Origin of the sequence: Microbacterium sp. PF5, assembly GCF_004794315.1 — a bacterium.
Taxonomy (GTDB): domain Bacteria; phylum Actinomycetota; class Actinomycetes; order Actinomycetales; family Microbacteriaceae; genus Microbacterium; species Microbacterium sufflavum.
Map to the genome: position 1 here is coordinate 23941 of NZ_SSDQ01000171.1, position 20244 is coordinate 44184.

The window sequence follows — 20244 nt, forward strand, 5'->3', positions numbered from 1 at the left end:
CGCTAGTGCGCCACAGCAGATTCATAGAAGGGGCTTGCGTGCGGGGGCGCATCCATGCTCCGCGTCAGCGGGCCGCGAGCACGAGCAGGTCGCCCACGTCGCACTCCAGCGCCTCGCAGATCGCCCGCAGCGTGGAGTAACGGATCGCGCGGGCGCGGTCGTTCTTGAGCACGGAGAGGTTGACGATGCTCACGCCGACCGCGGCGCTCAGCTCGGTGAGGGTCATGCCGCGCTCGGCGAGCAGCTCGTCCAGGCGGCAGTGGATGCCGGTGAACTCCTCGTCGCTCTCGGCCGGGCTCACACCAGCCCCTCCGTCTCCTTCTCCAGGGCGGCGCGCTGCTGCTCGACGCGCATGCCCTGCCGGATCACGGCGGCGAGGGCGAGCAGGCCGAGCGCGGCGGCGAAGGGCAGCGGCGTCACGGTGAGCTGATACGCCGCGGGGTACCACGGACTGTCGGTGGGAAGGGCTTCCCGCAGGCCCGCCGTGGCGGCGATCCCGTTCAGCAGGTCGGAGGCCACGCCGAGCACCACGAGCGCGACAGCACCGCCGACGAGGGCGCGGGTCACGACCAGGGAGAACGCCCGCCCGCGCAGCGTGTGGAAGCAGATGAGGGCGAGGACCACGGCGGGCACCGTGGCGAGCGCCAGGCTGCTGAGCTGTGCCGCCGCGGCGAGGAGGCGGAGCCCGAGCGAGGCGTTGCCCACGGTGAAGTCCGTCAGTTCCGTGCCGCCGCAGGTGAGGGCGGTGTGCGCACCGTCGCCGAACTCGGAGCAGGGGAGGGCGGCGGGCCAGTCGAGGAAGACGACGGTCCGCCCGTGCAGCTCCGCCCAGTCGACCGCGAACGCCTTGACGACGACCGCGACCGCGCCGAGTGCCGACAGGATCACCCACCATCCCGACAGCGTGAGCGCCGCATCGAGGGTGACCGTGCGGCTGCCGCGCCGGCGGCTGTTCCAGACGACGAGGGCGACGACGGCGGCGCCGACGGCGAGGGCGATCGCGATGTTGAGCAGCGAGGGCCAGACGGCCTCCGAGCCGAACGTGATCATCAGACCAGCCCCTCCGTGTCGCGCTGCAGGCGGCGGCCGACGGCGAACACGCCCGCCACGAGGGCCAGGGCGAACGCCCACCCCACGGGTGCCAGGTCGAACTGCACGAGCAGCGTCCACAGCACGTCTTCGACGCCGGGTTCGGTCGCGGCCAGATCTTTCACGATCTCGGCCCGGCCGATGCCGCCGGCGAACTGCCCGAGCAGCGTGCCGGCCATCAGCAGGCAGGCGGCGACCGCGAACATCCACCCGAGCGAGGCGCGGAACGGGCGGGAGCGGATGAGGGACACTCCCAGCCACCAGACCACCGCGCACAGGGCGACCGTGGCGAGCGCGGGCAGCGCCGTCTCCAGCAGCAGCAGCCAGCGGGCGGCGGTGGGCGGCGCGGTGAGGGTGACGAGTGCGGAGTCGACGGTGGCGCCCTCGATCCCGGCCACGCCGTCGAGGGCGGTGAGGTCGACGTCGTGCACGGGCATCGCGATCGTCGGCGACGGCGAGAACAGGGTGGCGGCGGCCTGGGCGACGGCGACGATCGCACCGATTCCGACGCTCACGGCTCCGGTCGCGATCAGTCCGAGGGCGATGCCGTCGGCGAGCGAGGGTCGTCTATCCGTGGCGAGCATGGGCTCCTCCTGGAGATCGGGGGGTTATCGACTTTCGTTAACATAACGACTGTCGATAAACGGGTCAAGCCCCCGCTATGCCCACGGCGAACACGGGCATACCCGGCATTCCTGGTCGTTACTCTCGATGTACAAGCGCTTCATGCGTCTTCGCCCCGTGCGAATAAGGAGTCAACATGTTCGAGAGATTCACGGACCGAGCCCGTCGAGTGGTCGTCCTCGCCCAAGAAGAGGCGAAGATGCTCAACCACAACTACATCGGCACCGAGCACATCCTGCTCGGCCTCATCCACGAGGGCGAGGGCGTCGCAGCCAAGGCGCTGGAGTCGCTCGGCATCTCCCTCGACGCCGTGCGCGAGCAGGTGCAGGACATCATCGGCCAGGGTCAGCAGCAGCCGACCGGCCACATCCCGTTCACGCCGCGCGCCAAGAAGGTGCTCGAGCTCAGCCTCCGCGAGGCTCTGCAGCTCGGCCACAACTACATCGGCACCGAGCACATCCTCCTCGGCCTCATCCGTGAGGGCGAGGGCGTGGCCGCCCAGGTGCTGGTCAAGCTCGGCGCCGACCTCAACAAGGTGCGCCAGCAGGTCATCCAGCTGCTGTCCGGCGCTCCGGGGCGCGAGCCCGCGTCGGTCGGCGCGCAGACCAACGACTCGCCCGCCGGCGCCCAGGGTGGCTCCGCGGTGCTCGACCAGTTCGGTCGCAACCTCACCCAGGCCGCGCGCGACAACAAGCTCGACCCGGTGATCGGGCGCGAGAAGGAGGCGGAGCGGGTCATGCAGATCCTCTCCCGCCGCTCCAAGAACAACCCCGTCCTGATCGGTGAGCCCGGCGTCGGCAAGACCGCCGTCGTCGAGGGCCTGGCGCAGGCGATCGTCAAGGGCGATGTGCCGGAGACGCTGAAGGACAAGCAGCTCTACTCGCTCGACCTCGGCTCTCTCATCGCCGGTTCCCGCTACCGCGGCGACTTCGAGGAGCGCCTGAAGAAGGTCACCAAGGAGATCCGCACGCGCGGCGACATCATCGTCTTCATCGACGAGATCCACACCCTCGTGGGTGCGGGTGCCGCCGAGGGCGCGATCGACGCGGCGAGCATCCTCAAGCCGCTGCTCGCCCGCGGTGAACTCCAGACGATCGGCGCGACCACGCTCGACGAGTACCGCAAGCACTTCGAGAAGGACGCCGCTCTCGAGCGCCGCTTCCAGCCGGTGCAGGTGAACGAGCCGACGCTGCCGCACGCGATCAACATCCTCAAGGGGCTGCGCGACCGCTACGAGGCGCACCACAAGGTGCAGATCACCGACGGCGCGATCGTGGCCGCGGCGAACCTCGCCGACCGCTACGTCTCCGACCGGTTCCTCCCCGACAAGGCGATCGACCTGATCGACGAGGCCGGCGCGCGCCTGCGTCTGTCGATCCTGTCGAGCCCGCCCGAGCTGCGGGAGTTCGACGAGAAGATCGCCGCCGTGCGCGAGCAGAAGGAGCTCGCCTCCGAGGAGCAGGACTTCGAGAAGGCCGCGTCGCTGCGCGACGAGGAGAAGAGCCTGCTCGCCGAGCGGCTGCGCCTCGAGAAGCAGTGGCGTGCGGGCGACGTCGCGACCCAGGCGGTCGTCGACGAGGGCCTGATCGCCGAGGTGCTCGCGCAGGCCACGGGCATCCCCGTGTTCAAGCTGACCGAGGAGGAGTCCAGCCGACTCGTCTTCATGGAGAAGGCGCTGCACCAGCGCGTCATCGGTCAGGAGGAGGCCATCGCGGCCCTCTCCAAGACCATCCGTCGCCAGCGTGCGGGCCTCAAGGACCCGAAGCGCCCCTCCGGTTCGTTCATCTTCGCCGGCCCTACGGGCGTCGGAAAGACGGAGCTTGCCAAGGCGCTCGCGGAGTTCCTGTTCGACGACGAGGCCGCGCTCATCTCGCTCGACATGAGCGAGTTCGGCGAGAAGCACACCGTCTCGCGGCTGTTCGGTGCCCCTCCCGGGTTCGTCGGCTTCGAAGAGGGCGGTCAGCTCACCGAGAAGGTGCGGCGCAAGCCGTTCAGCGTGGTGCTGTTCGACGAGATCGAGAAGGCCCACCCCGACATCTTCAACTCGCTGCTGCAGATCCTTGAAGAGGGTCGCCTCACCGACGGTCAGGGTCGGATCGTGGACTTCAAGAACACGGTCATCATCATGACCACCAACCTCGGTGCACGCGACATCGCCGGCGGCCCCGTGGGCTTCCAGATCGAGGGCAACAACGCCACCAGCTACGAGCGGATGAAGGGCAAGGTCAACGAGGAGCTCAAGCGGCACTTCAAGCCCGAGTTCCTCAACCGTGTCGACGACATCATCGTCTTCCCGCAGCTGAGCAAGGACGAGCTGGTGCAGATCGTGGACCTGTTCACGAAGCGCCTCGGCGAGCGTCTGCTCGACCGCGACATGACGATCGAGCTGTCGCAGGCCGCCAAGGAGCGTCTGATCGAGATCGGCTTCGACCCGGCCCTGGGCGCCCGGCCGCTGCGTCGCGCGATGCAGCACGAGATCGAGGACCGTCTGTCGGAGAAGATCCTGCACGGCGAGCTCGACTCGGGCGACCACGTGAAGGTCGACGCGAAGGACGGGGAGTTCCTGTTCGAGCACGGTCCGCGCGGCGAGAAGGTCGCGGTCGGTGTCAACACCGGCGGCGGCGCCATCGCCGGCACGCCCGACCTGGCGATCACCGGCAACGACTGATCCCACCCGGGTCGTGAGCCCGGACGTGAAGGGGCGGATGCTGCGGCATCCGCCCCTTCCTCGTGTCTGGGAGGCGCACGGAGGGTGCGGTTCTAGGCTGGTCGGGTGAGCGACTACATCGTCCGGCCCGCCCGCAGCGCCGATATCGTCAGCATCCGCAACCTGCTCCAGCCGCTCGTGGAGCAGCGCATCCTGCTCGGCAAAGACCTGGCGGTGCTGTACGGCGCGGTGCAGGAGTTCGTGGTGGCAGAGGCCGACGGCGAGCTGATCGGCTGCGGCGCCCTGCACGTGATCTGGGAGGACCTCGGCGAGGTGCGCACCCTGCTCGTGCGCGACGACTGGCTGCACCACGGCATCGGTCGTGCGATCGTGGAGCGCCTGGAGGAGAACGCGCGCGCACTCGGACTGACGCGCCTGTTCTGCCTCACGTTCGAGGTGGATTTCTTCGGCCGCCGCGGCTTCACCCCCATCGGCGAGCAGGTCGTCGATCCCGACGTGTACTCGCAGCTGCTGCGCAGTGGAGACGCGGGTGTCGAGGAGTTCCTCGACCTGGCGCACGTCAAGCCGAACACGCTCGGCAACACCCGCATGCTCAAGGTGCTCTGAGGTCCGACGGGCGCACGACGCCTCCCAGGATCGCGGGGGTCGATCGCTTAACCTGGAACCATGCCCCGTCGTTCCGCCGCCGTCTACCGTCGTCGGCGTCTGGTGGTGCTGCTCGGGCTGATCCTGGTCCTCGCGGTGATCGGGGTGTCGGTGTGGCTGCTGGTCGCGCGCCCCTGGGCCGCCGCGACCGATGCGACCCCGGCGCCGACGTCCTCCTCGACGACCGAGACCACGCCGCCGCCCACGGGTTCCGCGAGCCCGGCGCCCACTCCGAGCGCCTCCGAGACGCCCGCTGTCGTGGCCTGCCAGGCGAAGGACATCGAGGTCACGGCTGTCACCGACGCCGACACCTACGCGGCGGGCGTCACCCCGCGCCTGTCGATCTCGCTGACGAACAAGGGCACCACGGACTGCACGATCGACGTGGGGTCGAGCACCCAGGTGTTCACGGTGTCGAGCGGCGCGGACGTGTGGTGGCGGTCGACGGACTGCCAGGAGAACCCGAGCAGCATGATCGCGACGCTCACCGCCGGATCGACCGTGGTGAGCAAGGAGCCCGTGGTGTGGGACCGCACCCGGTCGAGCGTGGAGACGTGCGCGCAGGAGAACCGGCAGCGGGCGCCCGGCGGCGGCGCGTCGTACCATGTGGCCGTGTCGATCGGCGGCTTCCCCAGCGCCACGACGGCGCAGTTCCTGCTCTACTGATCGCACGCTACGGCTTCGCGGGTGATCCGGCCGTGCGGCTTCGGATTGCTTCGTCTGCTGCGGCAACCGATCCGAATTGCGGCGACCTTCGCGTCGGAGGGCCTCTTGTGCTGACACGAGTCGTTCTTTGGGATACCATAGACATGACTCTCCGCCTATGCGGCATAAGCCATCCCCAGTGGCGTCGAACTACAGCGTCCCCAGCGCTTCGACACCGCCGCTCGAGAGTCCGAGGGCCCTCTCGAGTACCCCAGTCCCCAATGGAGGACTCGAGAGGGCCCCAATCTTTTTCCCGCGCCGGCCGGAGGTCGCCGTGGAGCCGCGCTCGTCGTGTCGATGCCTAAGCTGGAGACATGGCTGCGAAGAAGGCGAAGTCCGGCAAGAAGAAGCCCGCACCCGAGGACTTCCGGTCCGAGGCGCTGGCGGTGGCCCTGGAGAAGCAGGACGTGGCCGCGGTCGCCCTGGCCCTGCGGCACGGCACGACCGTCGTCCCGCTCATCAAGCCCGGTGCGCGCGACAACCCGCTCGACGGCGGCGAGGTGTGGACGTACCGCGACCCGAACACGGGCGACCTGGCGCTGCTGCTCTTCAGCGACGCGAAGAACAAGCCGGCCAACCTGCCGCCCGGTGTGGGCATCTACGACGCGGCCTGGCTGCGGCGGTTCCTCTCCGCCCACCCCATCACGACCGTGTTCCTCGACATCGCCGGTCCCCATCCCATGCAGGCGGATCCGGTCGAGCTGCTCAAGGCGCTCGACGCGTGATCGCTGCGCCGCGGCTCAGAACGGCGGGATGTCGCGGTCGGGACGCCGGGCCGCGTTCCGCGAGCGGATGTCGCCCAGGGCGGCGCGCAGCGTCTTCGACCGGTCGTCGACCACCTGCTCGTAGCCCAGCCGCGCCGCCTCCGTCCGGCGCTGCGCGGCCTGCGTGACCGGCCGCACCTCACCCGCCAGGCTGAGCTCGCCCACCGCGGCGACCGTGCGCGGCACCGAGATCATCTGGATCGACCCCGCCACCGCGATCGCGATCGCGAGGTCGGCCGCGGGCTCGGTGAACCGCACGCCGCCCACCGTGGAGACGTACACGTCGAGGCTGCCGGTGGGCACTCCGGCCCGGCGCTCCAGGATGGCCAGCACCATCGCGACGCGCGACGCGTCGAGGCCGTGCACGATGCGCCGGGGGTTCGGGGCGTTGCTGGGCACCGTGAGCGCCTGCACCTCCACCGGCAGCGCGCGGCGGCCCTCCAGCGAGATCGCGACGCACGTGCCGGGCTCGGACGCCCCCTGAGACAGGAAGAGACCGGACGGGTCCGGCACCTCGGCGATGCCGTCGCCGGTCATCTCGAAGCACCCCACCTCGTCGGTCGGCCCGAAGCGGTTCTTGAGCGCGCGGATGAAGCGCAGCGACGTCTGCCGGTCGCCCTCGAAGTGGCACACCACGTCGACCAGGTGCTCCAGCACGCGGGGGCCGGCGACCTGCCCGTCTTTCGTGACGTGACCGACGATGATGATCGGCAGGTCCCGCTCCTTGGCGACGCGGATGAGGGTCGCGGCGACCTCGCGCACCTGGCTGGGCTGTCCTGCCGCGCCGTCGGTCAGTGACGACGACACCGTCTGCACGGAGTCGACGATCACGAGCTGCGGCTGCACCTCGTCGATGTGGCCGAGGATCGTGGCGAGGTCGGTCTCGCTCGCCAGGTACAGCTCGTCGTGCAGCGCGCCGGTGCGCTCGGCGCGCAGCCGCACCTGAGCGGGGGACTCCTCGGCGCTCGCGTACAGCACCCGCCGCCCGGCACGTGCCGCCTGCGCGGCGACCTCGAGCAGCAGCGTGGACTTGCCGACGCCCGGCTCGCCGCTGAGCAGGATGGCGGCGCCGGGCACGATGCCGCCGCCCAGCACGCGGTCGAACTCGCCGACCCCGCTCGTGCGCCGGGGTGCGTCCTGTGTCGTGATCTGCGTGATCGGTCGGGCGGCGCGATCGGCGGTGGGTGCGAGGGCGTTCACGCGTCGGAGGATGCCGGTCTGGGCGGCCTGCTCCTGCACGGTTCCCCACTGCTGGCACTCGCCGCAGCGGCCGACCCATTTCGCCGTCGTCCACCCGCACTCCGTGCACACGTACGCAGGGGGAGCGGGTTTCCGGGTGGCCATGCCCCCAGGCTATCGGCGGGATCAGACATCCCTATCGCCCGGGTGATTATTCACGGCCCGGTGCCCCAACAGGGGTGTGGATCGCCAGAATAATGGAGACATGTCCAACGGCGGGTCCGTCTGCGGACCGATCTCGAGCTACTCCCGGGTGCGCATCCTGCACCTGCTCTTCGAGGCGGGGGTGACCGGTGCGTCCCGGCACCTCACGATCGGCGAACTGTGCGCGGCCACCGGCCTGCACGCCAACACCGTCCGCGAGCATCTGCAGCGCCTCATCGAGGGCGGCTACGTGATCCCCGAGGTGGAGCACCGCACCACCCGCGGCCGCCCGCGCACGCTCTACCGCGCCGCGACCGGTGCGTCCGACGCGTCGAGCCCGGTCGCCAGGGACAAAGCCAAGGCGGCCGCCCGTCGCGGCGACCTGCTGCGCAGCGTGGTGCCCTCCGCGGCCCCGAGCGCCCTCGGCCGTGACGCCGTGCACCAGCTCGACGCCCTGGTCGAGCACCTGGAGGAGAGCGGCTTCGAACCGGTCGTCGACGACCGGGTGCTGACGGTCGACCTGAGCCCGTGCCCGCACGCCGCCGGCCGTCCCGAAGACCGCCCGCTCCTGTGCCAGGTGCACCTGGGCCTCATGCAGAGCGTGCTGACCGAGGCCGGGGGACCGCTCGTCGCCGCGTGCGTGCGCGACGCTCAGAGCCCATCGGAGTGCACGGTGCAGCTGCGCGACACCACGACGCAGCAGTCCGACAGAAGAGGAGTCGCGCATGGAATGGCTTGATCCGCTCGTCCTGTCCCGATGGCAGTTCGGGCTGACGACCGTCTACCACTACCTCTTCGTGCCGCTGACGATCGGCATGGCCCTGGTGGCCGCGATCTTCCAGACGGCGTGGGTGCGCACCGGCAAGGTGCAGTACCTCCACCTCACCCGCTTCTTCGGCAAGATCTTCCTGATCAACTTCGCCATGGGCGTGGTCACCGGCATCGTGCAGGAGTTCCAGTTCGGCATGAACTGGTCGGACTACTCCCGCTTCGTCGGCGACGTGTTCGGAGCCCCGCTGGCCTTCGAGGGTCTCCTCGCCTTCTTCTTCGAGGCGACCTTCATCGGCCTGTGGATCTTCGGCTGGGACAAGCTGCCGCAGAAGCTGCACCTCGCGACCATCTGGTGCGTCTCGATCGGCAGCATCCTGTCGGCGTACTTCATCATCGCGGCGAACGCGTTCATGCAGAACCCCGTCGGCTACACGTTCAACGAGGCGACCAACCGTGCCGAGCTCACCGACTTCTGGGCGCTGCTGACCAACCCCGTGGCGCTCGCCGCCTTCCCGCACACCATCTTCGGCGCGCTCATGTTCGCCGCCGGTGTCGTCATCTCGGTCTCGGCCTGGCACCTGGCGCGGGGCCAGCACTTCGACACCATGCGCGTCTCCCTCAAGTTCGGGCTGTGGGCCATGATCTTTTCCACCGCGGGCGTGGTGCTCACCGGCGACCAGCTGGGCCTGGCGATGTACGCCGCGCAACCCATGAAGATGGCCGCCGCCGAGGCGACGTTCAACACCGTGTGCGGACCGGACGCCTCCTTCAGCCTGTTCACGCTCGGCACGCCGGACGGCAGCTCCGAGCTGTTCTCCATCCGCGTCCCATACCTGCTGTCGCTGCTGTCGACGCACACGCTCGACGCGTGCGTGCACGGCATCAACGACCTCAACGCCGAGTACGCCCAGACCTACGCCGCCACGGGCCTCACCGACTTCGCCCCGATCCTGTGGGTCACGTACTGGTCGTTCCGCTGGATGATCGGCCTCGGCATGGCCGCCGCCCTCGTCGCGGTCGCCGGCCTCTGGGTCACCCGCAAGAACGCCAAGAAGCCGGTCGCCCCGTGGATGTGGAAGGTCGCGATCTGGTCGTTCCCGCTCGCGCTCGCCGCCAACATCATGGGCTGGGTGTTCACCGAGATGGGTCGGCAGCCGTGGATCGTGTTCGGGCTGATGTCCACGCGAGACGGCGTCTCGCCCGGTGTCAGCGGCGTCGAGGTGCTCATCTCGCTGATCGCCTTCACCGCGATCTACGCCGCCCTCGCGGTGGTCGAGGTGCGGTTGATCGTGAAGGCCGCCCAGAAGGGGCCGGACACCGATGAACAGCCCCATGAGGAGACGGCTCAGCTGCCGTCGGTCGTGTACTGAGAGGAAGGAGCATCATGGATCTCGCAACGCTCTGGTTCTGGATCGTCGCCTTCCTCTTCGTGGGGTACTTCGTGCTCGACGGATTCGACTTCGGCGTCGGCATGTCGCTGCCGTTCCTCGGCAAGGACGACGTCTCCCGCCGGCAGGTCATCAACACGATCGGCCCGGTGTGGGACCTCAACGAGACGTGGGTCATCGTCGCCGGCGCCTCGCTGTTCGCGTCGTTCCCCGAGTGGTACGCCACCCTCTTCAGCGGGTTCTACCTGCCGCTGCTGCTCATCCTGCTCGCGCTCATCCTGCGCGGCGTCTCGTTCGAGTACCGCCACCAGCGGGAGAGCAGGAAGTGGAAGCAGGGCTTCGACCGGATGATCGTGATCGGCTCCGTCGTGCCCGCGCTGCTGTGGGGCGTCGCCTTCGGCAACATCGTGCAGGGCGTCGCGATCGACGAGAACCACATCTACGTCGGCGGCTTCTTCTCGCTGCTCAACCCGTACGCGCTGCTGGTCGGCGTGACCACCCTGCTGCTGTTCTTCCTGCACGGCGTGCTGTTCGTGGCGCTCAAGACCGACGGGCAGGTGCACGCCGATGCCCGGAAGCTCGCTGCCCGCGCGGCCGTGCCCACCGTGATCGCCGCCGCCGCGACCGTGCTGTGGACCTACTTCCTCGCCGCGGGGCGGGAGGCGCCGCTGCTGTGGCTGGTCGCGGGTGCCGGTGCCATCGCCGCGGTGTCGCTCATCGCCGCGATCGTGCTGTCGCTGCGGGGCCGAGACGGCCAGGCCTTCACCGCGGGCATCGTCACGGTGCTGACGGCCGTGGTGATGCTGTTCGCCGCGCTGTTCCCGTTCGTCATGCCGTCGACCATCGACCCGGCGTTCAGCCTGACGATCGCGAACGCGTCGAGCACCCCGTACACGCTGCAGATCATGACCTGGACCGCGCTGATCGCGCTGCCGCTCGTCATCGCGTACCAGACCTGGACATACTGGGTGTTCCGCAAGCGCGTCACCCGCAGCTCGATCGAGGGGGCGCCGGCCCACGCGTGACCCTGCCCCGCCCCCGATGATCGCCCCCGCATGAAACCCGTCGACCCGAGACTGCTGCGCTACGCGGCCGCCGCCCGTGGGTACCTCGCGGCCTCCGCGGTGATCGGCGTCGCCCAGACCGCGGTCACGATCGCGTTCGCGTGGCTGCTGACCGAGGCCATCACGGGAGCGATCGCCGGCCGAGACGTCACCGTGGTGCTGCTCACGCTGCTCGCGACGGCCCTGGTGCGCGGGCTGCTGATCGCCGCGTCCGACGCCGCGGGTACACGGGCGGCCGCGCGCACGGGCATGCAGCTGCGGTCCGCGCTCGTGGCGGCCGTCGGGCGCCTCGGGCCGGGGTGGCTGGCGCAGCGGAACCAGACGGCGCTCGCGGTGACCGCGGGGCACGGGCTGGAGGCGCTCGACGCCTACTTCGCCCGGTACATCCCGCAGCTGGTGCTCACGGCGATCGCGACACCCGTGCTGGTCGCGGTCATGTGGTGGCAGGACTGGCCGAGCGGGCTCACGGCCCTCATCACCCTGCCGCTCATCCCGCTGTTCCTCATCCTGATCGGCATCGCCACCCGCACCGTGCAGAAGCGGCAGTGGCAGACGCTGCAGCGACTGGCCGCCCGGTTCGCCGACACCGTGCAGGGACTGTCGACGCTGCGCCTGTTCGGCCGCGACGCCCGGGCGGCCGACCGCATCGAGGCCACCGCCGACGACTACCGCCGCGAGACCATGAAGGTGCTGCGGTTCTCGTTCCTGTCGGGCTTCTCCATGGAGCTGCTGTCGTCGCTGGCGGTGGCGCTCATCGCGGTCGCGGTGGGGTTCCGGCTGCTGTCGGGCGAGCTCACGCTCGAGGTCGGGCTGTTCGTGCTGCTGCTGGCGCCCGAGGCCTTCCTCCCCATCCGGCAGGTGGGCGTGCAGTTCCACGCGGCGGCGGAGGGGGTCGCCGCGACCGAGGACGTGTTCGCGGTGCTCGACGAGGCGCGGGGCGACGGCTCCGGCGTACACGACTCGGGAGCGCCTGCCGCGGTGAGCGCCTCCGGCGCGGTCCCCGGCGCAGCCGCCGTCCGTTCTCCGGAGTCGCGAACCCGCACGGACGGCGCCCTCGTCGTGGATCAGCTGCGCGTGCGCGACCTGCCGCCCGTGTCGTTCACCGCCGAGCGCGGCACCATCACCCTCATCGAGGGGCCGAGCGGCGCGGGCAAGTCGAGTCTGCTGGCGGCCCTGCGGGGCGCGGTGCCGTTCGCGGGCGAGGCGACGTGGTCCGGGCGTGACGTCCGCGGCCTCGCGTCGTCGGAGTGGCTGGCGTGGGCGGGCCAGTCGCCCGGGCTCATCCGCGGCACGGTGGCGGACAACGTCGCCCTCGGCGACCCGGAGCCCGATGCGGAGCGGGTGGGGAGGGCGCTCGACGCCGCCTGCGCCGAGGGCATCGACCCCGCGCGGGAGCTCGGCGTGCAGGGCAGCGGACTGTCGGGCGGGCAGGCGCAGCGGGTCGCGGTGGCGCGGGCGCTCTACCGCCAGGCGGGGATGCCGCACGCCGTGCTCGCGCTCGACGAACCCTCCAGCGCGCTCGACCCCGCCACGGAGGAGCGGCTGTGGTCCTCGCTGCGCGCGCGGGCGGACGCCGGAGCGACCGTGGTGCTGGTCTCCCACCGCCGGTCGGCGCGCGACATCGCCGACCGCGTGGTCGCCCTGGGGGTGAGCGCATGAGCGAGACCACCAGGGCCCGGCGGGTGCGCGAGGTGCTCCGCCTGGCGCAGCCGCCCGTCGCGCGGTTCCTGCCCGGCCTGATCTGGGGCGTGCTGTCGGCGGGCGCGGCCGTGAGCCTGCTCGCGGTGAGCGGCTGGCTGATCGTGAGCGCCTCGATCGTGGACTCGCTCGTGCCGCTGTCGGTGGCCGTGGTCGGGGTGCGGTTCTTCGCCGTGACCCGCGCCGTGACCCGCTACCTCGAGCGGCTCAGCGGGCACGATGCGGCGCTGCGGCAGCTGGCCTCGACGCGCTCCGACCTGGTGCGCCGCCTCATCCCGCTCTCTCCCGCGGGGCTCGGCGCGACCGACCGGGGACAGGTGCTCGCGGCGCTCGTCGACGACGTGGAGAATCTGCAGAACCTGCCGTTGCGGGTGGTGCAGCCGCTCGCGGTGTCGGCGCTCGTCGCCGTGGGGGCCGTGGGGTTCCTCGCCTTCGTGTCGCCCGCGGCCGCGTTGACCCTCGCCGTGTGCCTGGTCGTCGCCGCGCTCGCCGCGATCGGGCTCGGGTGGGTGTTCGGCTCCCGGGCCGAGTCGGCCGTGTCTGCCCGTCGCGCCGAGGTGTCGGCGGCCCTGGTCGACTACCTCGGCAGTCTCGACGTGCTGCTCGCCTACGGGGCGGAGGGCCAGGCGCGCGAGCGCATCCGGGTGGCCGACGCCGCCCTGCGCCGGGTCGTGAGCAGGGCCTCGGTCGCCCAGGCCGTCGCCGCGGGCACCGTGTCGCTCGTGGCGGGGGCTGCGTCGGTGTGGGCGCTCGCGGCGGCCGCGCCGGGACTCGCGACCGGGGCGATCGATGCGCCGTGGCTCGCGGTCGCGGTGCTCGTGCCGATGGTGGTGTTCGAGGTGTTCGGGGCCGTGCCGATCGCCGCGGCCTCGTGGCGCAGCGTGCGGGCGAGCGCCGAGCGCATCGTGGACGTGCTGCCGGAGCGCATGCCGTCGGAGCTGCGGACGGACGCGGGGGAGGATGTCGCGTTCGACGGCACACCGCGGGTCACGCTCCGCGGGGTCGCGGCGCACTGGCCCGGAGGGGTTCCGGCACTGCGCGGCGTCGACCTCGACCTCCGGCCCGGGGAGCGCGTGCTCGTGACCGGTCCGAGCGGTGCGGGCAAGAGCTCGCTCGCGGCCGCCCTGGTCGGGTTCCTCCGCGTGACAGGGGAGTACCGCATCGACGGGCGCGACGCCGCGGCACTGTCGGGTCCGGCGCTGCGCCGCACGATCGGCCTGTGCGAGCAGCACCCGCAGCTGTTCGATGAGGATCTGCGGCAGAACCTCCTGTTCGCCAGGGACACCGCGACCGACGCGGAGCTCCTCGACGCGCTCGACCGCGTGGGGCTCGGGGCGTGGGCGCGCGACCGCGGGGGCCTCGACGCCAGGGTGGGCGACCGCGGGGCGCTGGTGTCGGGCGGCCAGGCGCAGCGCATCGCCCTGGCCCGCGCGCTGCTCCGGGGGTTCCCGGTACTGGTGCTCGACGAGCCGACCGCTGGTGTGGACCCCGAGGCCTCGGACGCCCTGCTGCGCGACCTGCTCGACGCCGCGGGCGACCAGACGGTGCTGCTGATCTCGCACGTGGATCCCCCCGCGGGAACGGTGGACCGGGTGGTGCGGCTCGACGGCGGTCGCACGCTCTGAGGCGTCGCGCGACCGGCGTCGCGGCGGGACATCGAGGTCAGACGCTCATGTCGACGGGCGGCTCCATCACGATGCCCTGCGCCTCGAACGCGCGGCGGCGCTCCTCGATGCGGCGGTGCATCTCCACCTGCGCGGCCTCGACCAGGCGCGGGTCGAGCTCGACGGTGGGCGGGTGCGGGTCTCCGTGGTGCGCGGCGATGTAGGCGTCGAGCTCGGGGCCGCTGGTCCACGACGTGATGAGGGCGTACCGCGGGGCCGTGCCGCGGTGCCACACGGCGTGCCAGAACCGCTGCGTGTCGATCACGATGCGGGAGCCGGCGTGCAGGGGCAGACGCACCTCGGTCGCGGGGTCGAAGCGGTCGGAGCGGAGGATGAGCATCGACTCCGTGTCGTCGGTGAGGTTGACGTAGCCGCGAACCACCCAGCCCGTGCCCGGTTCGTTGAGCCGGTTGTTGTCGTCCTGGTGCAGGTTGTAGATCGCGTCGGCGTAGTCGTTGGGCTGCAGCTCGATCACGCGGCACCGGCCGATGCCCGCGCCCGGCTCCAGCGCCCGGCTCTGCAGCGTCGGCGCGATCGCGACCTGCGCGTCGATCCACACGCCGTCCTTGTCGGTGCGCGGAGGCGTGCGGTTCCAGAAGCCGTTGCAGTCGATGTCGCCCGCGTAGCTGGTGAGCGGGGCGAAGCGGGTGATGCCGGACGAGCGCCAGCCGACGTACTCCAGGTCGCGCCACTCGGCGGGATCGATGGGGCTCGTGTCGTCGTCGAGGACGACGTAGCCGGTGTCGGCGAGAGCCTCCGAGGTGATGAATGCCATGCTGCTGTCCTTCCCGTCGATGCCACCCCAAGACGGCGGGTTCTTAGGCAATCCTAACCGGCTGGTGCGGAGGTGCCGGGCGCCACGACCGGGCAAAAGGCGCGGGCGGTCACGCTGCACCCCACCGATATCCTGGGGCGATGACGCAGCCCCAGGGTGCCCTTCTCGTGGGCAGTGTGAACTACGACGACGCCGAGACCACGATGCGCACGGCGGCGGAGCTGCTCGGCGACCGCCTGCGCCGCCTCCCCGACGGCGAGGTCGGCAAGCGGTTCCACTGGATCATGTTCCAGCCCGACGTGATCGGCCAGGCCGACGGCATCGAGCGGATCGGCGACGAGCCCATCCCGTTCCCGGCCGGCATCGACGCGCGGGGGCTCCGCCTCACCGAGGGCGTCGACCCCGCGCGCATCGAGCTGCCCCCGCTCGGGTATGCCGAGGCCGCGCTCGAGTCGTACGCCCTGTTCACCCGGCTCCGCGAGGAGGGTGTCGTGGCGCCGGGCACCCGGTTCCAGGTGTCGCTGCCCACGCCGCTCGCCGTGATCTCCTCGTTCTTCCACGGCGACGACCGCGCGGCGATCGAGCCGGTGTACACCGCGGCGATCCTGCGCGAGCTCGATGGGATCCTCGCCGGGATCCCGCACCACGACCTCGCCGTGCAGTGGGACGTGGCCAGCGAGATGGGCATCATCGAACGCGCGTCGGGCTACGGCGCGGTCATGGAGGCGTGGTGGCCGGGCGATCCGTTCGACGGGCTGGTGTCGCGCCTCGCCGCCCTCGTCGACGCGGTGCCCGCCGACGTCGAGGTGGGGGTGCACCTCTGCTACGGCGACGCGGGGGAGAAGCACTTCTTCGAGCCGTCCGACGCCGGGAACCTCGTGCGCTACGCGAACGCCGTGGCCGCCGCGAGCTCCCGACCGCTCACGTGGCTGCACCTCCCGGTGCCGATCGCCCACGACGACGCGGCCTACTTCGCCCCGCTCGCACAGCTCGAGCCCGTGGACGAGCTGTACCTCGGCCTCGTGCACCGGGAGGACGGCGAGGAGGGCGCCCGTCGACGGATCGCCGCAGCGGCCCCGTACGTGCCGGCGTTCGGCGTCGCCACCGAGTGCGGCATCGGCCGCGCACCCGCCGGCTCGACCGAGGGCATCCTCCGCACCCACGCCGCGGTCGCCGCGGCCTGGTGACCGCTCGATTCGCGCGGCCGCCCCGTGTGTCGTAAACTGATCCGCGGTGACGTGTCCGAGCGGCCGAAGGTGCAACTCTCGAAAAGTTGTGTAGGGTAACCCCCTACCGTGGGTTCAAATCCCACCGTCACCGCCACCACGAAGGCCCCGACTCCCGTTGATATGACTGGGATGCGGGGCCTTCGTCATGTTCGGGGTGACGCTGGTCGGTGTGTCCAGGGGGCCTTCTTCAGCGTGCCCGTCGTCGCCTCCCTCGACTCGTCGATCTCCTACGACGATCCGGGCGGTGGTCTGGCGTGGAGACCGTCGCTAGGGATGTCAGACTGACCGCATGAACTCCCGCCGGCATGCCCGCGTGCAGACAGGGCTGGCGTACGCCGCAGAGACAGCGATCATCCTCGCCAGCCTCGCATACGTCATCACGGGTCAGCTTGCTGCGCTCATCGCGTGGGAGGCCGTTGCTCTGATCTACCTGACCATCGGCGGTGTCTTGGTCTGGCGGATGCCTGCGCGGCAGAGTCGCGCCGATCGCCGTGCCGCCGGCGAGAACCGGCGCTGGGCCTGGGTCGTACCGCTCCTCTCGAGCGTCACAGGAGCCTACTCGGCGGTGCTCGCGCTCATCGCCCGCAATGAGGCACAGGTCGTCGCCGAGGTGTCGTCGTTCGCGGTGGCGGCGATTGTGGGGGTGGTGCTCTCGTGGCTGCTCCTGCAGGTCGGTTTCGCCAACATCTACCGTTACACGGCGCTGGAGGCGCAGGAGCAGCAGATGGCGTTCCCGGGAACGATGTCTCCTGCGCCGATCGATTTCTTGTACTTCGCCTTCACGATCGGCACGACATTCGCGACGTCCGACGTGAATGTGCTGTCATCGCGCGTGCGCCGCGTCGTACTGGTGCACGGTGTGGTCGCCTTCTTCTACAACGCCTTGGTCATCGCGATCGCGATCCAGGTGCTGCAGTTCGTGCTCAGCGGTTGACCGGGGGATGTGCTGTGTCTCGTGCCCGGGCCGCGCCGATCCCGTCTCACGGCGGCTCTCACCGGCGTCGCCCCGCGTAGAGCGCGCGTGGTGCTCGGACCGGCCGAGCGCGTCCAGCGCCCTGCACCAGCTCGGACATGCCGTGTAGGCGATCACCGAGGCCTCTCGCTGTGGCGATCTCCATCAGCCCCGCGGTGACCCGTTGCGCGCCCGACACGAATCGACGTGTTCGCCGCTGGTATCGGTCCGCCGCGCGATGGAAGTCCTGCGGCGTGCGACGCAGCTCCTGAGCGAGGATGCTGCCTCCCAGCAGTCCCCCGTGCGCCCCCAGACCCGAGAGCGGGTCGATGCAGTGGGCCGCGTCGCCCACCAGCACTACTCTGCGCGAGTGCCAGCGGGGTGCACGGACCTGCGCGAACGCGGTCACGCGGGTCTGTTCCTGAGGTGCGTGGCGCACGGAGTCGACGAAATGAGCGAGATCGGAGCCCGATCCGGCGAGCAGGTCCGCGGCAAGCGGCTGCAGATCGGCCGCATCGAAACGATGCCTCGCACCCATCTGCACCGTGGTGACGACCAACGTCTCGTCCTTATCGGGATAGGGGAAGACCAGCGCGCCCAGGCGATTCCCGGTGAGCACGGCCGCGTCCGACGGACCCTCGAGGTGACCGGGCACGTTGACCCAGAGGCAGATGCGCCCGTTGATGTGGACGCTGGATCGATTCGACTCCAGTGCAAGCCGGCGAACGGTCGAACCGAGTCCGTCCGCACCGACGATGAAGTCATACTCGTCCTCCGAGCCGTCCGCGAAGTGGGCGCGCACGGCGTCGAGCCGCTGCTCGATCCCCACGAGCTCCTTGCCGAAGACGGTCGGAACCGATTCCGCGAAGCGCGTCGAAAGTCGCCCGACGAGGTCACCGCGTCTCGCCATCCGATATCCGGTCATCTCGAACTCGGCGATCTGCGAGCCGTTCCGCCGGAGAGAGACGAGCGGATCCGGAGCGCTGAGTTCGTGCGCGATGTCCTGGACGCCGAGCTGCTCCATGATCTCGAGGGCGGTCGGATCGAGCAGGATCTGGTACCCGCCCTCGTACGGCGCCTCTGCGGCATCGATGATGGTCGCGTCGTAACCGCTGCGAGCGAGCATGAAGGCGGTGGCGCTCCCGGCGATGCCGGCTCCGACGACGAGGACCCGCTGACGGGTGCGCGCGAGAGGCCGAGAGGCTCTCTTCACTGCGCGGGGATTCTGTACGCGGGCGGGGGATGTCGTCATGGGGGTCTCCTGGTGGTGATTCATCAGTGATGCGCGGATGTGGTGCGTTCGCGGTGCGACGGGATGACGAACCAGGCGACGACGGCGGCGATGGCCAGCAGGACCGCAGCGATCACGGAGGTCCACTGCATGCCGACCGTGAAGGCGTGCTGCGCCTGCTCGAGGATTGCTGCAATACCCGGCGCGGTCGCATCGAGATGGGACGAGGCTCCAGCCAGCGACTCCTGCACCGTCGCTGCGACCTCGGGGTCATCGATTTCGGCCAGGTTCGCGCGGTAGAGGGCGGTCTGTATCGATCCCAGGACCGCGATGCCGAGGGCTGCCCCCAGTTCGTATGCGGTCTCGGCGATGGAGGATGCGGCACCGGCGCGCTCCTTCGGTGCGGACCCGACGACGGCGTCCGTCGTCAAGGTCATCGCAAGGCCCGCGCCGAAACCCACGACCGCGAAGGCGACGATGATGCCCGCGAGCCCGGGCGATCCCTCGGTGATCGCGAGGATCACGAGACCGATCGCGCCGAGGGCGAGGCCCGTTGCAATGGCGCGGCCGCGGCCGATCCATCCGACTGCGAAGCCGGCGATGGCGATGACGATGATGGATGCGATCGTCGCCGAGAGCTCGACCAGGCCCGCCTCGAGCGGGCGTAGACCGCGCACGAGCTGAAGGTACTGGGAGAAGAAGAAGAGCAGGCCCACGAAGCCGAAGATCGCGACGGTGTTGGCCACGACGGCCCCGGAGAACGCCGGTGAGTGGAAGAGCGAGACGTCGATAAGGGGGTTGGACACGCGACGCTGGCGACGGATGAACCACCAGATCGCGGCGAGGCCGAGAACCACCGTCGCGGGGACGGTGAGATCGAACCCCTCGCCGACGACATGCTTGATGGCGTAGACGATGCTCAAGATCCCGACGAACGAGAGGACCGCGGAGAGCAGGTCGATGCGCCCGCCGTTGGGGTCGCGCGACTCGGGCAGCAGGAAGATCCCGCCGACGAGCACAAGGATCATGATCGGGACGTTGATGAGGAAGACGCTGCCCCAGTGGAAGTGCTCCAGAAGCGCACCTCCGACGATCGGCCCCACTGCGGCGCCGGCGGTGGCGCCGGCGGCCCACACGGCGATCGCGCGGGTCCGGAGTTTGGGGTCGGAGAAGATGTTGCGCACGATTGCGAGAGTGGAAGGCATGATCGTCGCGCCGCTGATGCCCAGGACGGCTCGCGCGAGGATGAGCATCTCGGGGGTGGGTGCCGCCGCGGCGAGGATCGAGGAGAGCCCGAAGCCGACGGCGCCGATCAGAAGGAGCTTCTTGCGGCCGATACGGTCCGCCAGATTGCCCATGGTCACGAGGAGACCCGCGAGTGCGAAGGAGTAGATGTCGCCGATCCAGAGCAGTTGGGTGGCTGTGGGGTCGAGGTCCGCCGACAGAGCGGGCACGGCAAGCGCGAGGACGGTGCCGTCGATCGCCAGGAGCAGCACGGCCAGGGTGAGGATGCCGAGCGCCGCCCAGGAGCGGGCAGTCACGGGAGCAGTGGCCGCGGGGGCAGATGAAGAAGTCACGGTCATACTCTAAAGAC

The 20244-nt window shown here is 70.4% G+C and carries 18 protein-coding genes and 1 tRNA gene; 12 read left to right on the forward strand and 7 right to left on the reverse strand.

Annotated features, from left to right (window positions below; translation table 11 throughout):
* Positions 1–64: 64 nt before the first annotated feature.
* Genes DW297_RS17185 through DW297_RS17195 form a run of 3 tightly spaced genes read right to left on the reverse strand, consistent with a single transcriptional unit; the run spans position 65 to position 1673 of the window.
* Positions 65–301 carry a helix-turn-helix domain-containing protein gene (locus DW297_RS17185; RefSeq protein ID WP_136034669.1) on the reverse strand — a complete coding sequence of 79 codons (237 nt, stop codon included), beginning with the start codon at positions 299–301 and terminating at the stop codon, positions 65–67.
* Positions 298–1050 carry a hypothetical protein gene (locus DW297_RS17190; protein ID WP_136034672.1) on the reverse strand — a complete coding sequence of 251 codons (753 nt, stop codon included), beginning with the start codon at positions 1048–1050 and terminating at the stop codon, positions 298–300. The genes DW297_RS17185 and DW297_RS17190 overlap by 4 nt, the downstream gene beginning before the upstream one ends.
* Complete coding sequence (locus DW297_RS17195) at positions 1050–1673, reverse strand: hypothetical protein (RefSeq protein ID WP_136034674.1); 624 nt, start codon at positions 1671–1673, stop codon at positions 1050–1052. The genes DW297_RS17190 and DW297_RS17195 overlap by 1 nt, the downstream gene beginning before the upstream one ends.
* A gap of 176 nt (positions 1674–1849) precedes the next feature.
* Here DW297_RS17195 and DW297_RS17200 point away from each other — a divergent pair, with 176 nt between their 5' ends.
* From DW297_RS17200 to DW297_RS17215, 4 genes are all read left to right on the forward strand, one after another.
* The gene (locus DW297_RS17200; protein ID WP_136034677.1) at positions 1850–4381 is read left to right on the forward strand and encodes an ATP-dependent Clp protease ATP-binding subunit; all 2532 of its coding nucleotides are present in this window, start codon (positions 1850–1852) and stop codon (positions 4379–4381) included.
* 105 nt (positions 4382–4486) lie between these two features.
* Positions 4487–4987: an amino-acid N-acetyltransferase gene (locus tag DW297_RS17205; protein WP_136034679.1), complete on the forward strand. Its 501-nt coding sequence runs from the start codon at positions 4487–4489 to the stop codon at positions 4985–4987.
* 60 nt (positions 4988–5047) lie between these two features.
* Positions 5048–5692, forward strand: coding sequence for a hypothetical protein (locus DW297_RS17210; RefSeq protein WP_136034681.1), 645 nt, complete (start codon positions 5048–5050; stop codon positions 5690–5692).
* Positions 5693–6045: 353 nt separating this feature from the next.
* Positions 6046–6456, forward strand: coding sequence for a dehydrogenase (locus DW297_RS17215; RefSeq protein WP_136034683.1), 411 nt, complete (start codon positions 6046–6048; stop codon positions 6454–6456).
* A 15-nt stretch (positions 6457–6471) separates the two neighbouring features.
* Here the strand turns inward: DW297_RS17215 and radA are convergent, their stop codons facing one another.
* Complete coding sequence (gene radA, locus DW297_RS17220; RefSeq protein ID WP_136034686.1) at positions 6472–7839, reverse strand: DNA repair protein RadA; 1368 nt, start codon at positions 7837–7839, stop codon at positions 6472–6474.
* 100 nt (positions 7840–7939) lie between these two features.
* Here radA and DW297_RS17225 point away from each other — a divergent pair, with 100 nt between their 5' ends.
* From DW297_RS17225 to cydC, 5 genes are read left to right on the forward strand one after another with little or no spacing between them, the layout of a single operon-like run.
* Positions 7940–8617, forward strand: a complete 678-nt coding sequence (locus DW297_RS17225) for an ArsR family transcriptional regulator (RefSeq protein ID WP_136034687.1) — start codon at positions 7940–7942, stop codon at positions 8615–8617.
* Positions 8604–10019, forward strand: coding sequence for a cytochrome ubiquinol oxidase subunit I (locus DW297_RS17230; RefSeq protein ID WP_136034689.1), 1416 nt, complete (start codon positions 8604–8606; stop codon positions 10017–10019). Before DW297_RS17225 ends, DW297_RS17230 begins: the two co-directional genes overlap by 14 nt.
* A gap of 14 nt (positions 10020–10033) precedes the next feature.
* Complete coding sequence (gene cydB, locus DW297_RS17235; RefSeq protein WP_136034691.1) at positions 10034–11062, forward strand: cytochrome d ubiquinol oxidase subunit II; 1029 nt, start codon at positions 10034–10036, stop codon at positions 11060–11062.
* Between the two features lie 30 nt (positions 11063–11092).
* Positions 11093–12760: a thiol reductant ABC exporter subunit CydD gene (gene cydD, locus DW297_RS17240; RefSeq protein WP_136034693.1), complete on the forward strand. Its 1668-nt coding sequence runs from the start codon at positions 11093–11095 to the stop codon at positions 12758–12760.
* On the forward strand, positions 12757–14424 hold the full coding sequence (gene cydC / locus DW297_RS17245) for a thiol reductant ABC exporter subunit CydC (RefSeq protein ID WP_136034695.1): 1668 nt from the start codon (positions 12757–12759) through the stop codon (positions 14422–14424). Before cydD ends, cydC begins: the two co-directional genes overlap by 4 nt.
* Positions 14425–14461: 37 nt before the next feature.
* On the opposite strand, the gene DW297_RS17250 is transcribed toward cydC, so the two are convergent.
* Positions 14462–15238: a hypothetical protein gene (locus tag DW297_RS17250; RefSeq protein ID WP_136034697.1), complete on the reverse strand. Its 777-nt coding sequence runs from the start codon at positions 15236–15238 to the stop codon at positions 14462–14464.
* Positions 15239–15378: 140 nt separating this feature from the next.
* Here DW297_RS17250 and DW297_RS17255 point away from each other — a divergent pair, with 140 nt between their 5' ends.
* From DW297_RS17255 to DW297_RS17265, 3 genes are all read left to right on the forward strand, one after another.
* Positions 15379–16425, forward strand: a complete 1047-nt coding sequence (locus DW297_RS17255; RefSeq protein WP_136034699.1) for a hypothetical protein — start codon at positions 15379–15381, stop codon at positions 16423–16425.
* Positions 16426–16470: 45 nt separating this feature from the next.
* Positions 16471–16561: transfer RNA gene (locus DW297_RS17260), tRNA-Ser, on the forward strand.
* Positions 16562–16756: 195 nt separating this feature from the next.
* Complete coding sequence (locus DW297_RS17265) at positions 16757–17401, forward strand: DUF1345 domain-containing protein (RefSeq protein WP_136034701.1); 645 nt, start codon at positions 16757–16759, stop codon at positions 17399–17401.
* 58 nt (positions 17402–17459) lie between these two features.
* On the opposite strand, the gene DW297_RS17270 is transcribed toward DW297_RS17265, so the two are convergent.
* Both DW297_RS17270 and DW297_RS17275 read right to left on the reverse strand, forming a co-directional pair.
* Positions 17460–18632: an FAD-dependent oxidoreductase gene (locus DW297_RS17270; protein ID WP_168442897.1), complete on the reverse strand. Its 1173-nt coding sequence runs from the start codon at positions 18630–18632 to the stop codon at positions 17460–17462.
* 62 nt (positions 18633–18694) lie between these two features.
* Entirely contained in the window at positions 18695–20227 is a 1533-nt protein-coding gene (locus DW297_RS17275) for an MFS transporter (RefSeq protein ID WP_240744672.1), read from the reverse strand.
* Positions 20228–20244 lie beyond the last annotated feature (17 nt).